Origin of the sequence: Palleronia caenipelagi (assembly GCF_007004065.1) — a bacterium.
Lineage (GTDB): Bacteria > Pseudomonadota > Alphaproteobacteria > Rhodobacterales > Rhodobacteraceae > Palleronia > Palleronia caenipelagi.
Genome location: NZ_VFSV01000006.1, coordinates 44,783 through 58,668, shown reverse-complemented (window position 1 = coordinate 58,668; position 13,886 = coordinate 44,783). Strand labels below are relative to the sequence as shown.

Genomic DNA, 13,886 nt, shown 5'->3' with positions numbered 1-13,886 from the left:
TATTTTGAGAAAGGTGAAGCGGCAGGATGGCCAAAGAGATCTCATATGACGACACCGCCTCGGTCGAGGTGCTGGAAGGGCAGGTGCCCTCTCCGGTGTCGGCGGAGGGCTCGGGATGCCATGGCGGGGCCGCGGAACTCGCGCGCGCGGCGGAGTTGGCCGGGTCAGCGGAGATCCTCGCGCGCTATGCGAAGGACTATCCCAAGGGGCCGCATGACAAGCCCCAGAGCATGTGTCCGGCCTTTGGCTCCCTGCGGACGGGTCTGAGGATGCGCCGGGTGGGGACGGTACTCTCGGGGTCGGCCTGCTGCGTCTACGGGCTGAGTTTCGTCAGCCATTTCTACGGTGCGCGGCGGTCGGTGGGGTATGTACCGTTCGACTCCGAGACGCTTGTCACCGGAAAGCTGTTCGAGGACATCCGCGAGAGCGTCCACGCCATGGCCGATCCGGAGCGCTATGACGCCATTGTGGTGACGAACCTTTGCGTGCCGACGGCGTCCGGCGTGCCGCTGAAGCTGCTTCCGAAAGAGATCAACGGGGTACGGATCATCGGCATTGATGTGCCGGGCTTTGGCGTGCCGACCCATGCGGAGGCGAAGGACGTCCTGGCGGGTGCAATGCTGGCCTATGCAAGGGAAGAGGCCGAGGCGGGTCCCGTGGCGCGGCCCGTGGCTGGTGTCGAGGACCGGCCCAGCCTGACGCTGCTGGGGGAGATGTTCCCGGCGGATCCTGTGCAAATCGGTGCGATGCTGGCGCCCATGGGGATCGCGGCGGGACCGGTGGTGCCTGCGCGGGAATGGCGCGAGCTCTATGCCGCGCTGGATTGTGGGGCGGTGGCGGCGATCCATCCGTTCTACACGGCGAGCCTGAGGGAATTCGCGCGGGCGGGACGGCCTTCGTTTGGTTCTGCGCCGGTGGGAGTCGAGGGAACAGATGCCTGGCTGAGCACTGTCGGCGAAGCCTTTGGCGTGGCCGAGGCAGCGGTGGGTGCTGCGAAGAATGCGTTTCTGCCTGCGATCCGGGGCGCGTTGGCGGCGGCCCCGATTGACGGGGTGATCACGCTGTCGGGCTATGAGGGCTCGGAGTTGTTGGTCGCGCGGCTGTTGATCGAGAGCGGGGCGGAGGTGCCTTATGTGGGCACGGCTTGCCCCCGGACAGAGGCGGCGGCGGTGGATGCGGCGTGGCTGGAGGCGCGGGGGGTGACGTTGAAATGGCGCGCCTCGCTTGAGGACGATCTGGCGGCGGTCGAAGCGATCCGGCCCGATCTGGCCATTGGCACCACGCCGGTGGTGCAGAAGGCCAAGGAGATGGGTGTGCCAGCGCTCTATTTCACCAACCTGATTTCGGCGCGGCCTCTGATGGGACCGGCGGGAGCAGGTTCGCTCGCGCAGGTAATTAACGGGGCGATGGCGAACCGGGACCGCATGGCGAGGATGCGGGCCTTTTATGAAGGGGTCGGGAGCGGGGATCGGGCCGGAATTTGGTCCGGCCTGCCCAATGAGCGGCCCGAGTTCCGGGCGCAAAACGCGAAGAAGCTGGCGAAGCGTCGGGCGGCGATGGGGGATCTGTCGTGAGCCTGTTGCGGACATATGCTGTGGGGGCGCTGCCCCCCGTCGCCTGCGGCGCCTCCCCCCGGGGTATTTCCGGAAAGATGAAGGCCGGGTCGGGGAGGGTGTCATGCTGATCCTCGATCATGACCGGGCCGGTGGCTATTGGGGCGCTGTCTATGCCTTTACGGCGGTGAAAGGCTTGCAGGTGGTGATCGACGGGCCTGTGGGCTGCGAGAATCTGCCGGTGACCTCTGTGCTTCATTACACGGACGGCTTGCCGCCCCATGAGTTGCCGATTGTAGTGACGGGGCTGGGCGAAGAGGAGATGGGCGCGGGCACCGAAGAGGCGATGAAGCGCGCCTGGGAGGTTTTGGATCCGGCGCTGCCGGCGGTGGTGGTGACAGGGTCGATTGCCGAGATGATCGGCGGCGGGGTGACCCCGCAGGGGACCTCGATCCAGCGGTTTTTGCCGCGCACCATCGATGAGGACCAGTGGCAGGCGGCGGACCGGGCGATGACCTGGCTGTTCACCGAATGGGGTCAGACGAAGGGGCGGATGCCGCCCGAGGCAAAGCGACCCGAGGGGGCGGCTCCGCGGGTGAATATCCTCGGGCCCATGTATGGGGTGTTCAATATGGCCAGCGATCTGGCCGAGATCCGGCGGCTGGTCGAGGGGATTGGCGCCGAGGTGAACATGGTGATGCCGCTGGGCGCGCATCTGGCCGAGATGCGAGGGCTCGTGAATGCGGATGTGAACATCTGCATGTATCGCGAATTCGGACGCGGGCTGTGCGAGGTGCTGGGCAAGCCCTATTTGCAGGCGCCCATCGGTGTGGAATCGACGACGAAGTTCCTGCGGGCGCTGGGCGAGTTGCTGGGTCTCGACCCCGAACCGTTCATCGAGCGGGAGAAGCATTCGACGCTGAAGCCCGTCTGGGATCTGTGGCGCTCGGTCACTCAGGATTTCTTCGCCACCGCGAGCTTTGGGATCGTGTCCACTGAGACCTATGCGCGTGGGATCCGGCATTATCTGGAGGATGAGCTGGGCTTTCCCTGTGCCTTTGCGGTGGCGCGGGTCGCGGGGAAGAAGACCGATAATGAGGCTGTCAGGGCACAGATCCACCAGAGTCGTCCGTTGATCCTCATGGGGTCGATCAACGAAAAAATGTATCTCGCCGAGATGGCGGGGGGGCATGGGCCGCGACCGTCTTTCATTCCGGCGGGCTTCCCCGGCGCTGCGATCCGGCGGGCCACGGGGACGCCCTTTATGGGATACGCGGGCGCGACGTATCTGTTGCAGGAGATCTGCAACGGGCTGTTTGACGCGCTGTTCCACATCCTGCCCGCCGCCCATGAGATGGATGCTGCCGCTGCAACGCCGAGCCAGTTGCGCCGCGATCTGCCCTGGGAGCCGGAGGCGCAGGCCGAGCTTGACCGGATCGTCGCCGAGCATCCGGTGCTGACACGAATTTCCGCCGCACGACAGTTGCGCGATGCCGCCGAGAGGGTGGCGCTTGAGCGTGGCGAGGCCCGGGTGGGCCGCGATGTTGTGCGGGGGCTGAGCCCCGCCGGGGCAAAACCGATCACTGAGGAGGACGGAGAATGACTGATATCTCGACAAGCGCCCACGTGGCCGAGCCGATCCACAGGGCCGAAGGGCTCCGGACGGAATTCCTCATCTATTTCGCGATCATCTTTCTGGCGACTCTGCCGCTGGCCTGCCTGACCTGGGCGCTCCGCCTGCTGCGCTCGGGCCACTGGCCTGACCGGGGACCGATCGCACGTGCCTGGACCCAGGCGCGCATCATCACGCCGATGATCTTTTCGGCATGAGGTTCCACCCGGGGGCATCTCTCCGGGGGAGATCCGGCATCCGCCGGAACCCGGCCGCGGGGCTCCGCGGCGTCAGCTTGACTCCATAAGGAGGTCTACCATGGCTGATAGAACCGACCTGTCCTTCACGGGTCTTACCGACGAGCAGGCGCAAGAACTGCACTCCGTCTACATGAGCGGGCTCTGGCTGTTCTCGGCCGTTGCGGTCCTCGCCCATCTGGCGGTGTTCATCTGGCGTCCGTGGTTCTGAGGAGGATCTAGAGAATGGCAAAATTCTACAAGATCTGGCTGGTCTTCGACCCGCGCCGCGTATTCGTCGCGCAGGGTGTGTTCCTGTTCCTGCTGGCAGCGATGATTCATCTCGTCCTGCTCAGCACGGATCGGTACAACTGGTTCGAGACTTCGGCGGCCAAATATGGCGTGCCGGGGGCCGAATCCAGCGAGTGACCTGACCCCGAAAGCCAACGCGTCGGGCGGGTCTGCCCGCCCGACGCCATCCATTTATAACCGGGAGCACGGCCATGGCCCTTCTCAGTTTCGAACGTAAATATCGCGTGCCGGGCGGTACGCTCATCGGCGGAGATCTGTTCGATTTCTGGGTCGGCCCGTTTTATGTCGGCTTTTTCGGTGTGACGACCGCCTTCTTTGCCGGTCTGGGCACGATCCTGATCTTCTATACCGCCGCCATGCAAGGGGTCTGGAACCCCTGGCTGATCTCTGTGAACCCGCCGCCGATCTCCTATGGGCTCGGGGCCGCGCCGCTGGATATGGGTGGGCTGTGGCAGATCATCACCATCTGTGCCCACGGGGCGTTCATCTCATGGGCGCTGCGGGAGGTCGAGATTTGTCGCAAGCTGGGCATGGGGCTGCATATCCCCGTGGCCTTCGGCTTTGCGATTCTCGCCTACACCACGCTGCAGGTCATCCGGCCTGTGCTCCTGGGCGCCTGGGGTCATGCCTTCCCTTACGGGATCTGGAGCCACCTCGATTGGGTGAGCTACACCGGCTATCTCTATGGCAACTTCCACTATAACCCGGCCCACATGGTCGCGGTCTCGCTGTTCTTTACCACCTGCCTCGCGCTGGCGTTGCACGGGTCTCTGATCCTGTCCGCCGCCAATCCCGAGAAGGGCGAGGAGATGAAGCAGCCGGATCACGAAGACACGTTCTTCCGCGACTATATCGGCTACTCGATCGGGCCGCTCGGCATCCACCGTCTGGGCTATCTGCTGGCGATCAACGCGGCCTTCTGGTCGGCGATCTGTATCGTCATCTCCGGGACCATCTGGTTCGACCAGTGGGTCGCGTGGTGGGATTGGTATCTCAATCTGCCCTGGTGGGCTGACCTGTAAGGGAGGGATGTGACATGGCAAGTACACGTCAATATCAGAATATCTTCACCCAGGTACAGGTTCAGGGCCCGCCCGAGATGGGCATGGTTGAGGACGTGGATCTGCGGGACCGGACCGAAGGCACGCGCTTTGCGACCGTCTTCGGCTGGCTCGGCAACGCCCAGCTCGGGCCGGTCTATCTGGGGCCGTTCGGCGTCCTCAGCTTGATCACCGGCGGCGCGTGGTTCTTCCTCGTGGGGATAAGCTTCTGGGTGCAGGCGCAGTTCAACCCGGCGGTGTTCATGCGCGACCTGTTCTACATGGCGCTGGAGCCGCCTTCGCCGGAATATGGGCTCGGGATGGCACCGCTCTGGGAAGGGGGCCTCTGGGTGATCGCCTCCGCCTTCCTGCTGGTCTCGGTGCTGGCCTGGCTGGCGCGGAGCTGGCAACTGGCGGCCCAGCTCAAGATGGGCAAGCACGTCTTCTGGGCGTTTGCCTCTGCGGTCTGGCTGTTCCTCGTGCTGGGTCTGATCCGTCCGATGCTCATGGGGTCGTGGTCCGAAGCGGTGCCCTATGGCATCTTCCCGCATCTCGATTGGACCAACCTGTTCTCGCTCACCTACGGCAACCTGTTCTACAACCCGTTCCACGCGCTCTCCATCGCGTTCCTCTATGGCTCGGCGCTGCTGTTCGCCATGCATGGCGGGACCATCCTTGCCGTCAGCCGCTATGGCGGCGACCGGGAGCTGGACCAGATCGCGGATCGCGGCACGGCGTCTGAGCGCGCGGGTCTGTTCTGGCGCTGGACCATGGGCTTTAATGCCACCATGGAAGGCATCCACCGCTGGGCGTGGTGGTTCGCGGTGCTGACCACACTGACGGGCGGAATCGGCATCCTGCTGACCGGCACGGTCGTGGATAACTGGTTCGTCTGGGCGCAAGAGCACGGCTATGGGGCCGAGAACAACTACGTTCCCGCCCGTACGCCCGAAGAGTTCACCATCTACAGCCCGCCTGCAAAGGAGTGAGGATCATGAGTGACACACAGAAACCCTGGTACCACGAAAATCCGCCCTCCCTGCGCATGTGGATCTTCACCCAGATGACCCTTGGTGCGGTCTATGCGGCGGCGGTGTTTTTCGGAGTGATTGCCTTCATCCTGATCATCCGGGCTGTCAGCCATCTGCTGCCCAAGGATCCCTTTGCCGCGATGGAGTTCGTGGCACCGGCACTGACAATGTTGGGGTGAGAGATGCCGGGGGCTTGCGGGTCCCCGTCACGCCGTCCTGCGCCATTCCCGGCGCGGGTCACTTGGGGCTACGGCCCCGGTTCCCTTCCTGTTGGCTACAGGAAACTGCACCGCCCGGACTCCAACCTCCGGTGCGGTGCTTTTTTCGTACTGACGAGGATCAGGCGTAGGACTTCACGCGCGTCCCGATGGTCACCCGGTTGTAAAGCTCGACCACGTCGTCATTCGTCAGACGGATGCAACCCGAGCTCACCGCCTGGCCAATGGACCACGGTTGCGGCGTGCCGTGAATGCGGTACTTCGTGTCCCGCCCACCTTTGTACAGGTACATGGCGCGCGCGCCGAGCGGGTTCTCCGGACCACCAGGCATGCCACCGGCGAATTTGCCGTACAGGTCGGGTTCGCGACGGATCATGTTGGCCGTCGGGGTCCAGGACGGCCATTCGACCATCCGCTTGACCACGGTATCACCGACGAGGTTGCGCCCGTCTTCGCCGACGGCGCAGTGATATTCGCGTGCCATTCCCGGCGCGCGTACGTGGTAGAGCGAAAAATACTTCGGGAAGATATGGATCGACCCAACCTCGATATCGCCCCGCACAGCCACGTCCCGTGCGATCATCGATCCGCGGTTTTCATGGGGCAGGCCATTATGCCCCAAAACAGCGGCGGGGGTCGCGGCAGCGGCAAGGCCGGTGACGATAAAGTGTCGTCTCGTCAGCATGGCGGACTCCTGTGTAAACCTGAAAACGTCTATTAATCGACTTGGCGCGCGGTGCAACGTGTGAGTCGCGTATCGGCGGAAATGCTCACGCAAGTTTGTTCACCTTTGACACGAAATCATAGAAATAGATGCACACGGAGTTTTCAATAGCATCTTAGCCTATCTATGAGGCACCGACTGTGTCCAGAATTCTGTCCGCATGGTCCCGCAGATAGATCTTCAACCACGGAACATATCGGTCTGGCTGCTCGGCGACATCGCGGGTCAGGTCATCAGGTGCCATCCAAGCGGTGTCGCAGACTTCATCCGCGTTCGGGTTCGGCTCCATTCCTGCGGGGGCCTCGCCGATAAACAGGTCGACGACCTCGTGCTCAATCAGCCCACCGCCCACGTCGGCCCGATATTCCACAGTACCCCGGGGGGTGAGCGGTATGCCGGAGAGACCTAACTCCTCTCCAAGCCTGCGCAGGGCGCAAGTCTCCGAGGGCTCGCCCCAATGGGGATGGGTACAGCAGGTGTTCGCCCAAAGCCCCGGCGTGTGGTATTTACCGAGTGCGCGCCGTTGCATCAGCACCTTGCCGTCGCGCATCACAAAGACCGAGATCGCCTGATGGCGCAGTCCGCGCTGGTGGACCTCCAGCTTTTCAACGGGCGTGAGTTCGCCGTCCACCCAGGCCGGGATCAGCGTCTCTGTCATACAGATGTTTCCGGCACCAGCCGCAGGAGATGGGCGATATTCTTGGCGCCGATTTTCAGATGCGCCATCGGGCGCGCCTTGACGAGGGACTTGTTCATATAGGCCTCAAAGGTCAGCCGCTGGACGTCGAGATCGTGGCACAGCGAGACGAACCGCTCGCGCCGCTCATCCGAGCGGTAATAGGCATCCTGCATGGAGCGCAAGACCCGAAACACCGTTTTGTGCTCGCGCATAAAGAGCTGCCGGGCCAGTCGGAGGTCCTTGATCCGGCCCGATTTCAGCGTCGCCGCGGCCGCCGTCGCCGCGACCCGGCCCCCGGCCATGGCGTAGTAGATCCCCTCGCCCGAAGACGGGGCGACCACCCCTGCTGCGTCTCCCGCCAGCACCAGATCGCGCCCATTGTCCCAGCGGTCGAGAGGTTTCAGCGGAATCGGTGCCCCCTCGCGCCGGAGTGTCTCGCACCCCGTCAACCCAGCCTGCGCGCGCAGGGCTTCGGTTGCGTGTTTCAGGTTCACGCTGTCCACCTCCGTCCCAATGCCGACGCTCAGTGTCTGACCGTGGGGGAAGACCCAGCCATAGAAATCCGGCGAAATCCGCCCGTCATAGATCACGTCGCAGCGGTCAGGCTCGTAATCCGCCATCTGCGCGGCGGGGCCTTCGGGCGCGGAAAGGATCTCGTGGTAGGCGATCACATAGGGGATCGTGTCGCCCCCCGGCACCTCGTTGCGCGCCACCCGAGACCGGGCCCCATCGGCGCCAATGATAAGCCGCGTGGCGATCCGCTTTTCGCTGCCATCCGAGGCATCGCGATAGACCACCGCCGTGCCATTTTCCCGGTCGATCCGCAGGAACTGACCGTGGAGACGCAGTGCCCCTGCCTGTTCCGCCCGGTCGCGCAGATAGCTGTCAAAGGGTCCCCGATCCACCATTCCGACAAAGCCGCCCTCGATATGAATATCGACCTTGCGCCCGGTGGGGGAGATCATGCGGGCGGTGCGGATCCTGGCCACTAACTGGCTGTCGGGGATGTGGAAGTCCTGGATCAGCCGGGGCGGGATGGCGCCACCGCAGGGCTTGACCCGGCCATCCCGGTCGAGGAGCGCAACCCGCACGCCCGAGCGCGCCAGATCTTCGGCGGCCGTTGCTCCGGCAGGCCCGCCGCCCACCACGACCACATCAACTGTCCGTTCTTCAGGCATGGGCCGTGTCTCCTCTGTCGGTATGTCTCGCGTGGTGCGAGCGGGGGTCGATGATCGCGGCAGCCATCAGGGCGGCGGCGAGGAACAGGGCGCTCTCGAACAGGAACACGCTGCCAAAGGCTGGCGCATCGGCGAGGGCGAGCCGCAGCAGGTCCACCCCGAGCGCCCCGGCAAAGCCGCCGAATCCTGCCGCGATGGCCTGCGCCGCACCCCAGAGGCCCATCCGGGTGCCCTCTCTTGCGCCGCGTCCTTCGCCCGCGAGCTGCATCATGGCGCCGATGGCGGCGACAGCGAACATCCCGTTGAAGAAGCCTAGCGCGACGGTGGTGGCGGGCAGGAGCGGAACGGCCATCAGGCCGATCCCCGCGATCGCCATCAGCGCCAGCGCCGAGCCGATGCAGCCCGCGACGACCCATGTCCGCAGCCGCCCGATCCCGAGTCCCGTGGCAGCTACCCCCACCAGCAGCATCCCCATGAAAACACCGCCATTCTGCATGCCTGAAAGCTGCGTCGATTGCCCCGGCGTGAACCCAAAGACCAGTCCCGCATACGGCTCCAGGATCAGCTCCTGCATAAAATAGGCGGTCATGGAGAGGAACACGAACAGGGTGAACAGCCGCGCTCTCGGTTCCGCCCAGATCTCCGACAGCCCTTCGAAGAAGGGCATGGGATCAGGCTCGGCGCGGGCCACGACCCGCCGCTCGATTCCCGAGACCGCCAGCGCGGCGAGAGTCAGCGCGAGGATACAGAGCCCGCCCGCGACCTTCAGGAGCCGCGCGGGAGAATAGGGGTCGAGCATGCCGCCGACGATGCCCGCGGTCAGCGCGATGCCGAGGATCATCATCAGCCACGTAATTGTCGCCGCCGCGGCCCTCCTGCGGGGTGCGGTCGCGGTGGCCAGCAAGGCCAGCACGGAGGTCCCCGCAGCGCCTGCTCCAAGGCCGATCAGCGCATAGGCGAGGATGGACAGCAGCAGGCCGCCCAGTGCGTGGCTGCCCATCAGCGCGACGCCGGTCGCGGCGAGATAGGCCCCCGCTGCCAGCACCGCCATGCCGCCAATGATCCATCGGGTCCGGTGACCGCCGGTATCCGACAGGAACCCCCAGGACGGCCGGGTGATCTGGATGCCGTAATGGAGCGACACCAGCGCGCCGGGCAGAACCGCAGGGAGCGCAAGCTCGACCACCATCAGCCGGTTCAGGGTCGAGGTGGTCAGAACGACAATCGCCCCGAGGCACATCTGCACCGCGCCGAGGCGAAAGATGGACAGCCACGAAAGTGTCACAGGGTGAGCCCCCTTATGGCAAAGGCCGCGATCATCATGCCGCTGACGTAGAATGGCACGCCCAGTCCCGAGAGCCAGAGCGCGCGGCCCGTGGGGTCCTTGAGGAAATGGCGCATCATCAGGATTTGCACCGCGACCAGCCCATTGATCGCCAGTGCGTAAAGCGACCGGTCCCAGATCATCAGCATCATGATGACGAGGAATTGCGGCAGGATCATCATCGTACAGGCCATGCGTCCGGCGACGAGGGGACCCTTGATCACCGGGAGGGAGCGGATGCCCATCTGGCGGTCGCCTTCGATGGCCTTAAAATCGTTGAGGATCATGATGCCCTGAGCGCCAAAGGCGTAGAGCGTCGCGATCACGATGACGAAGAACGAGGGCGCGCCCGCCGAAAGGATCGCGGCCCCGGTGAACCAAGGCAGTCCTTCGTAGGAGATCGCCACGAGGAGTGTGCCCCAGAACCCGTCCTGTTTGGCACGTAACGGTGGGGCGGAGTAGACCCACGCGGCCACGGCGGCGACCACCGTCGCGCCAAAGCCCCACGGTCCCAGCGTCGCGCCGACCGCGAGGCCCGCCAGCGTCATGGCAATGGCGATATACAGCCCCCAGCGCCCGGGCACCCGGCCTGACGGGATCGGACGGTCGGGCTCGTTAATCGCGTCCACATGGCGGTCGAACCAGTCATTCGTGGCCTGGCTCATACCGCAGATCAGCGGTCCTGCGAGGATCAGCCCCACTGCAACCAGCGCCCAGTTCGGGAGCAGCGGTGCGCCGGAGGAGATGGCCCCGCACAGCAGCGCCCACATAGGCGGAAACCATGTGATTGGCTTGATCAACCGGAGCAACGCGGTCGGTTCGGGCAGGCTGCGATCAGGATGTAATTCAAAATGTACACTCATATGTAAATTAAAATCCTAAAATGCTGAGTCTGGCAAGCTCGGCGTGCGTCATGGCGGGTCTGAACAACTTTAGCCAAAAGGGGAGGGTCTGATCTTTTGTCATTGTGTTATGGTGAACGCCCACAGCGTCTGGGAGGATACTATGGCGAAACATGTGATCGATTCAGGCTTTGGGCGGCAGGTCGCGGGGCGGCTGCGGCGATATGAGACGCTGAGACGACGTGCTCAGAAATCCTGGAGCAAGACGATGGGGAATGTCTGGTCTCGCAGGCAGCCCGAACCTGTCGGTCGCGGGGTGCAAGCCTTCGTGGCGATTGAGCGAGGGCGGCGGGTCTAGCCGTCCCTGATCATATGTGGTGAACGACCCACAGCGTAGTTCGTCAGTTGCGCAAGATAGTTCCGGGCACATCCATACGGTCGGTCACTCGGGATGCCGAATGCTCTGTCGCCCTTGTCTCACGGGCGTGCACGGGCGGCGGATCACACGAAGCAGCATGTTCAGGTCGGATACGCCAGACTGGGATGTTCCAGTCCTTGGGGGCGACGATGAGTTCGGTGCGTCCCCAAGATGTGTGCGTCGCCAGCGCCGGTCTTCAGAGCCTGTCTCGTACGGTCGGCTGTGAAGACCAGTGAACCATTCAGAAGCAAGCCACTGTATTAAAAATGGCTTTTTCTTCGACTGTGAATTTATAAAAAACACTAGCAATACCGTGTCTTTTCATATATCACTTTGGATATTGTTTGACCCTTACGGGTATTTATTCTGCGGCAGCATACTGGTCGCCAAGTTTTTTTAAGATAGGATGCCAAAGGATTTTTTGGCGATTCTGACCGGTATGCCTCGACGTATTTGGAGGCAAAAATGGCATTAGATACAACTGAAAGCACTATTGTAGGAAGCTCTGACGCAACCACCACCCAAGACTGGGACGCGATGTTTGCGGAGTGGCTGGCGCAGACCGGCAAGACCCTCGATGATTGCGGTGACGAGCCTCAGCTTCCTGAGTTGATGTCCTTGTCCACCGGCGAAAATGTGGCGTTGCTCACATCACTGACAGACGGCCTCGCGACGACCGACTCGCTGATCTTCTCGTTGACGGATCGCAGTCTGACGAGTGGCGATATCAGCCTGACCGCGGACGGGCAGCTGAGCTACAATCCCCTGGGCCAGTTCGACTATCTCTCCTCTGGCGAGTTCGCCGTAGAGAGCTTCACGTTTACCGTTGAGGGGACTGTAGATGAAACGGAACTGACCAACCGCATCGGCCATCAGATCGGGCGCGGGCACACCGATGCCAACGGCCTCGGCATCGGACACCGCATCTGCCTGCATGACCACGACAGCGGTGAGCCGGGTGTGTACACCGTGACGGTGGAACTGATGATTATGGGCGAGAATGACGACGTGGCCCTTCTGGCTGCGGACAGTTCAGGCTCGGTCACAGAAGATCTCGACCCGTCCGTGACGTTGGTGGATAGCGGCGTCATTGGCTTTGTCGACCCCGATACGAACGACGTGCATACGGTGGCCGTCAGTTATGTCGGCTCGAGTGCCGGCACTCAATACGGTGATCTGACCGCGGCGATTTCGAACTCGGCAACCGGAGATTCGCTCGGCGAGGTCACGTGGGATTTCTCGGTGGCCAACGCTGAAGTCGATTTTCTGACACTCGGGGAAACCATCACCGAGACGTACGAGGTCACGATCACGGACTCGAATGGGTCGGCGGTGACACAGACCGTGACGGTCGACATTGTCGGAAGCAGCCAGGCGCCTGTGGCCGGCGATGATGCCTACTCGATCACCGCAAGTGCGCTGGGATCCGAGATGCTTGACGTCATGGCGAATGACTCCGACCCGGACGGCTCGGCTATTCAGGTGATCTCGGTCAACGGTGGCTTTGGGCTGGCGACCATAACGGCCGACGGCCTCGATTATGCGATCGACCCCGCATTCCTTGCGATGGGCGATGGGCAATCGGTGACCGACACCTTCACCTACACGATCGAGGATGGTCAGGGTGAAACCCAGACGGCGACCGTCGACGTAACGATCTATGGTGAGGGCAGTTCCCAGACCATGTCTGTGGTGAGCGGGATCACCCCCAACACAAATCAGGAGATTGGCGTTTCTCTCTTCCTGAACGGCACTACTGAGGACGGTACGACCGACGGTCAGGTGCAGATCAGCTTCGGTGCGGTGATCCAGCCGACTCTCAATGTGATCTACGTTGTCGATACGTCTGGTAGTACGTTCAACACATTCGCCGGTACGCCGGTTGGCGATCTGAATGGCGACGGTATGGCAAACACCATCCTCGACGCTGAGATCGCGGGGCTGAACGCTGTAACCGAGTCGATCGTGGATCGGGAGATTGCCGGAGAGGGCTTCGGACCCGGGCAGGTGACGATCGGAACCGTGTTCTTCAACGCGTATTCACCATCCAACACCATCACCTGGGATTCGGCGACTGAAACATTCACGCTGGACGGTGATGCTGCAAGCATGTCGGCTACAGGCGATGCGATTGATGCCGAATTGCAGACGATGCAGGCCGCTGGTGGGACAAACTTTGATCGCGCTGGGCAGGAAGCCCTGAGGTTGATCAATGAGCTAGACGATGATCCGGCCAACCCCGAGAGCAACGTTGTGATGTTCCTAACCGACGGCTACGGAGGAGCATTCAGTGATGCGACTATTGCCGGCCTTCAGGATCGTGCTCAGGTGACGGCGATCGGTGTCGGTGCCGGTTCGAGCCTCGTCGAGCTCCAGCGGATCGACAACACGGGCGGCGCCGAAAAGGTGTTCTCGAGCGATGAGTTGCGCGAAGCACTGCTGGCCTCTCCAATCCCGGATGGAAGCATCGTGGAGGCGACCCTGACCACCTATGACACCAGCGGTGCCATGATTGACGCGCAAAGCCTGGACCCTGACGCCTTCGTGGATACGGTCTATGGTCTCCAGCTCGATCTGGCCGCGTCGGGGCTGGACGCTGATTTCGGCGACCTGAATACTGCGGAACTGACGATCCGGTTTGACGATAATCAGGACGGCATCCCCGATATGAGCATGACCACCGCCGTCGATATCTTTGGTCTCGCCTGAAGTTTTGGTG

The 13,886-nt window shown here is 62.9% G+C and carries 15 protein-coding genes; 10 read left to right on the top strand and 5 right to left on the bottom strand.

Features of this window, described 5'->3' with window-relative positions:
• The first annotated feature begins 26 nt into the window (after positions 1-26).
• The 8 genes from bchY to pufX all read left to right on the top strand — a co-directional run bounded on the left by bchY (position 27) and on the right by pufX (position 5,963).
• Positions 27-1,574 carry a chlorophyllide a reductase subunit Y gene (gene bchY / locus FEV53_RS04875; protein ID WP_142833696.1) on the top strand — a complete coding sequence of 516 codons (1,548 nt, stop codon included), beginning with the start codon at positions 27-29 and terminating at the stop codon, positions 1,572-1,574.
• 103 nt (positions 1,575-1,677) lie between these two features.
• Positions 1,678-3,156 carry a chlorophyllide a reductase subunit Z gene (gene bchZ, locus FEV53_RS04870; RefSeq protein ID WP_142833695.1) on the top strand — a complete coding sequence of 493 codons (1,479 nt, stop codon included), beginning with the start codon at positions 1,678-1,680 and terminating at the stop codon, positions 3,154-3,156.
• A complete protein-coding gene (gene pufQ, locus FEV53_RS04865) occupies positions 3,153-3,383 on the top strand; it encodes a cytochrome PufQ (protein ID WP_142833694.1) in 231 nt (76 codons plus the stop codon). The genes bchZ and pufQ overlap by 4 nt, the downstream gene beginning before the upstream one ends.
• 100 nt (positions 3,384-3,483) lie before the next feature.
• On the top strand, positions 3,484-3,633 hold the full coding sequence (gene pufB, locus FEV53_RS04860; protein ID WP_036177768.1) for a light-harvesting antenna LH1, beta subunit: 150 nt from the start codon (positions 3,484-3,486) through the stop codon (positions 3,631-3,633).
• Between the two features lie 14 nt (positions 3,634-3,647).
• Positions 3,648-3,830: a light-harvesting antenna LH1, alpha subunit gene (gene pufA / locus FEV53_RS04855; RefSeq protein WP_142833693.1), complete on the top strand. Its 183-nt coding sequence runs from the start codon at positions 3,648-3,650 to the stop codon at positions 3,828-3,830.
• A 74-nt stretch (positions 3,831-3,904) separates the two neighbouring features.
• Entirely contained in the window at positions 3,905-4,735 is an 831-nt protein-coding gene (gene pufL, locus FEV53_RS04850) for a photosynthetic reaction center subunit L (protein WP_142833692.1), read from the top strand.
• 14 nt (positions 4,736-4,749) lie between these two features.
• Positions 4,750-5,742 (top strand): photosynthetic reaction center subunit M, encoded by a 993-nt coding sequence (pufM, locus tag FEV53_RS04845; protein ID WP_142833691.1) that lies wholly within the window; start codon positions 4,750-4,752, stop codon positions 5,740-5,742.
• A 5-nt stretch (positions 5,743-5,747) separates the two neighbouring features.
• Positions 5,748-5,963, top strand: a complete 216-nt coding sequence (gene pufX, locus FEV53_RS04840; RefSeq protein ID WP_142833690.1) for an RC-LH1 core complex protein PufX — start codon at positions 5,748-5,750, stop codon at positions 5,961-5,963.
• A 160-nt stretch (positions 5,964-6,123) separates the two neighbouring features.
• On the opposite strand, the gene FEV53_RS04835 is transcribed toward pufX, so the two are convergent.
• The 5 genes from FEV53_RS04835 to chlG form a co-directional block, all read right to left on the bottom strand.
• Positions 6,124-6,687, bottom strand: a complete 564-nt coding sequence (locus FEV53_RS04835) for a L,D-transpeptidase (RefSeq protein ID WP_246100732.1) — start codon at positions 6,685-6,687, stop codon at positions 6,124-6,126.
• 163 nt (positions 6,688-6,850) lie between these two features.
• Complete coding sequence (idi, locus tag FEV53_RS04830) at positions 6,851-7,384, bottom strand: isopentenyl-diphosphate Delta-isomerase (protein WP_142833689.1); 534 nt, start codon at positions 7,382-7,384, stop codon at positions 6,851-6,853.
• Positions 7,381-8,583: a geranylgeranyl diphosphate reductase gene (locus tag FEV53_RS04825; RefSeq protein ID WP_142833688.1), complete on the bottom strand. Its 1,203-nt coding sequence runs from the start codon at positions 8,581-8,583 to the stop codon at positions 7,381-7,383. The genes idi and FEV53_RS04825 overlap by 4 nt, the downstream gene beginning before the upstream one ends.
• A complete protein-coding gene (locus FEV53_RS04820) occupies positions 8,576-9,868 on the bottom strand; it encodes a BCD family MFS transporter (protein ID WP_142833687.1) in 1,293 nt (430 codons plus the stop codon). The genes FEV53_RS04825 and FEV53_RS04820 overlap by 8 nt, the downstream gene beginning before the upstream one ends.
• A complete protein-coding gene (gene chlG, locus FEV53_RS04815) occupies positions 9,865-10,770 on the bottom strand; it encodes a chlorophyll synthase ChlG (protein ID WP_142833686.1) in 906 nt (301 codons plus the stop codon). The genes FEV53_RS04820 and chlG overlap by 4 nt, the downstream gene beginning before the upstream one ends.
• Positions 10,771-10,912: 142 nt before the next feature.
• Here chlG and FEV53_RS04810 point away from each other — a divergent pair, with 142 nt between their 5' ends.
• Both FEV53_RS04810 and FEV53_RS04805 read left to right on the top strand, forming a co-directional pair.
• The gene (locus tag FEV53_RS04810; RefSeq protein ID WP_142833685.1) at positions 10,913-11,107 is read left to right on the top strand and encodes a hypothetical protein; all 195 of its coding nucleotides are present in this window, start codon (positions 10,913-10,915) and stop codon (positions 11,105-11,107) included.
• A 525-nt stretch (positions 11,108-11,632) separates the two neighbouring features.
• A complete protein-coding gene (locus FEV53_RS04805; RefSeq protein ID WP_142833684.1) occupies positions 11,633-13,876 on the top strand; it encodes an Ig-like domain-containing protein in 2,244 nt (747 codons plus the stop codon).
• Positions 13,877-13,886: the final 10 nt, after the last annotated feature.

Excerpts from the sequence above, each read along its gene's own strand:
- bchY (WP_142833696.1), top strand. The coding sequence starts at position 27 with ATGGCCAAAGAGATCTCATATGACGACACCGCCTCGGTCGAGGTGCTG.
- bchZ (WP_142833695.1), top strand. The coding sequence starts at position 1,678 with ATGCTGATCCTCGATCATGACCGGGCCGGTGGCTATTGGGGCGCTGTC.
- pufQ (WP_142833694.1), top strand. The coding sequence starts at position 3,153 with ATGACTGATATCTCGACAAGCGCCCACGTGGCCGAGCCGATCCACAGG.
- pufB (WP_036177768.1), top strand. The coding sequence starts at position 3,484 with ATGGCTGATAGAACCGACCTGTCCTTCACGGGTCTTACCGACGAGCAG.
- pufA (WP_142833693.1), top strand. The coding sequence starts at position 3,648 with ATGGCAAAATTCTACAAGATCTGGCTGGTCTTCGACCCGCGCCGCGTA.
- pufL (WP_142833692.1), top strand. The coding sequence starts at position 3,905 with ATGGCCCTTCTCAGTTTCGAACGTAAATATCGCGTGCCGGGCGGTACG.
- pufM (WP_142833691.1), top strand. The coding sequence starts at position 4,750 with ATGGCAAGTACACGTCAATATCAGAATATCTTCACCCAGGTACAGGTT.
- pufX (WP_142833690.1), top strand. The coding sequence starts at position 5,748 with ATGAGTGACACACAGAAACCCTGGTACCACGAAAATCCGCCCTCCCTG.
- FEV53_RS04835 (WP_246100732.1), bottom strand. The coding sequence starts at position 6,687 with ATGCTGACGAGACGACACTTTATCGTCACCGGCCTTGCCGCTGCCGCG.
- idi (WP_142833689.1), bottom strand. The coding sequence starts at position 7,384 with ATGACAGAGACGCTGATCCCGGCCTGGGTGGACGGCGAACTCACGCCC.
- FEV53_RS04825 (WP_142833688.1), bottom strand. The coding sequence starts at position 8,583 with ATGCCTGAAGAACGGACAGTTGATGTGGTCGTGGTGGGCGGCGGGCCT.
- chlG (WP_142833686.1), bottom strand. The coding sequence starts at position 10,770 with ATGAGTGTACATTTTGAATTACATCCTGATCGCAGCCTGCCCGAACCG.
- FEV53_RS04810 (WP_142833685.1), top strand. The coding sequence starts at position 10,913 with ATGGCGAAACATGTGATCGATTCAGGCTTTGGGCGGCAGGTCGCGGGG.
- FEV53_RS04805 (WP_142833684.1), top strand. The coding sequence starts at position 11,633 with ATGGCATTAGATACAACTGAAAGCACTATTGTAGGAAGCTCTGACGCA.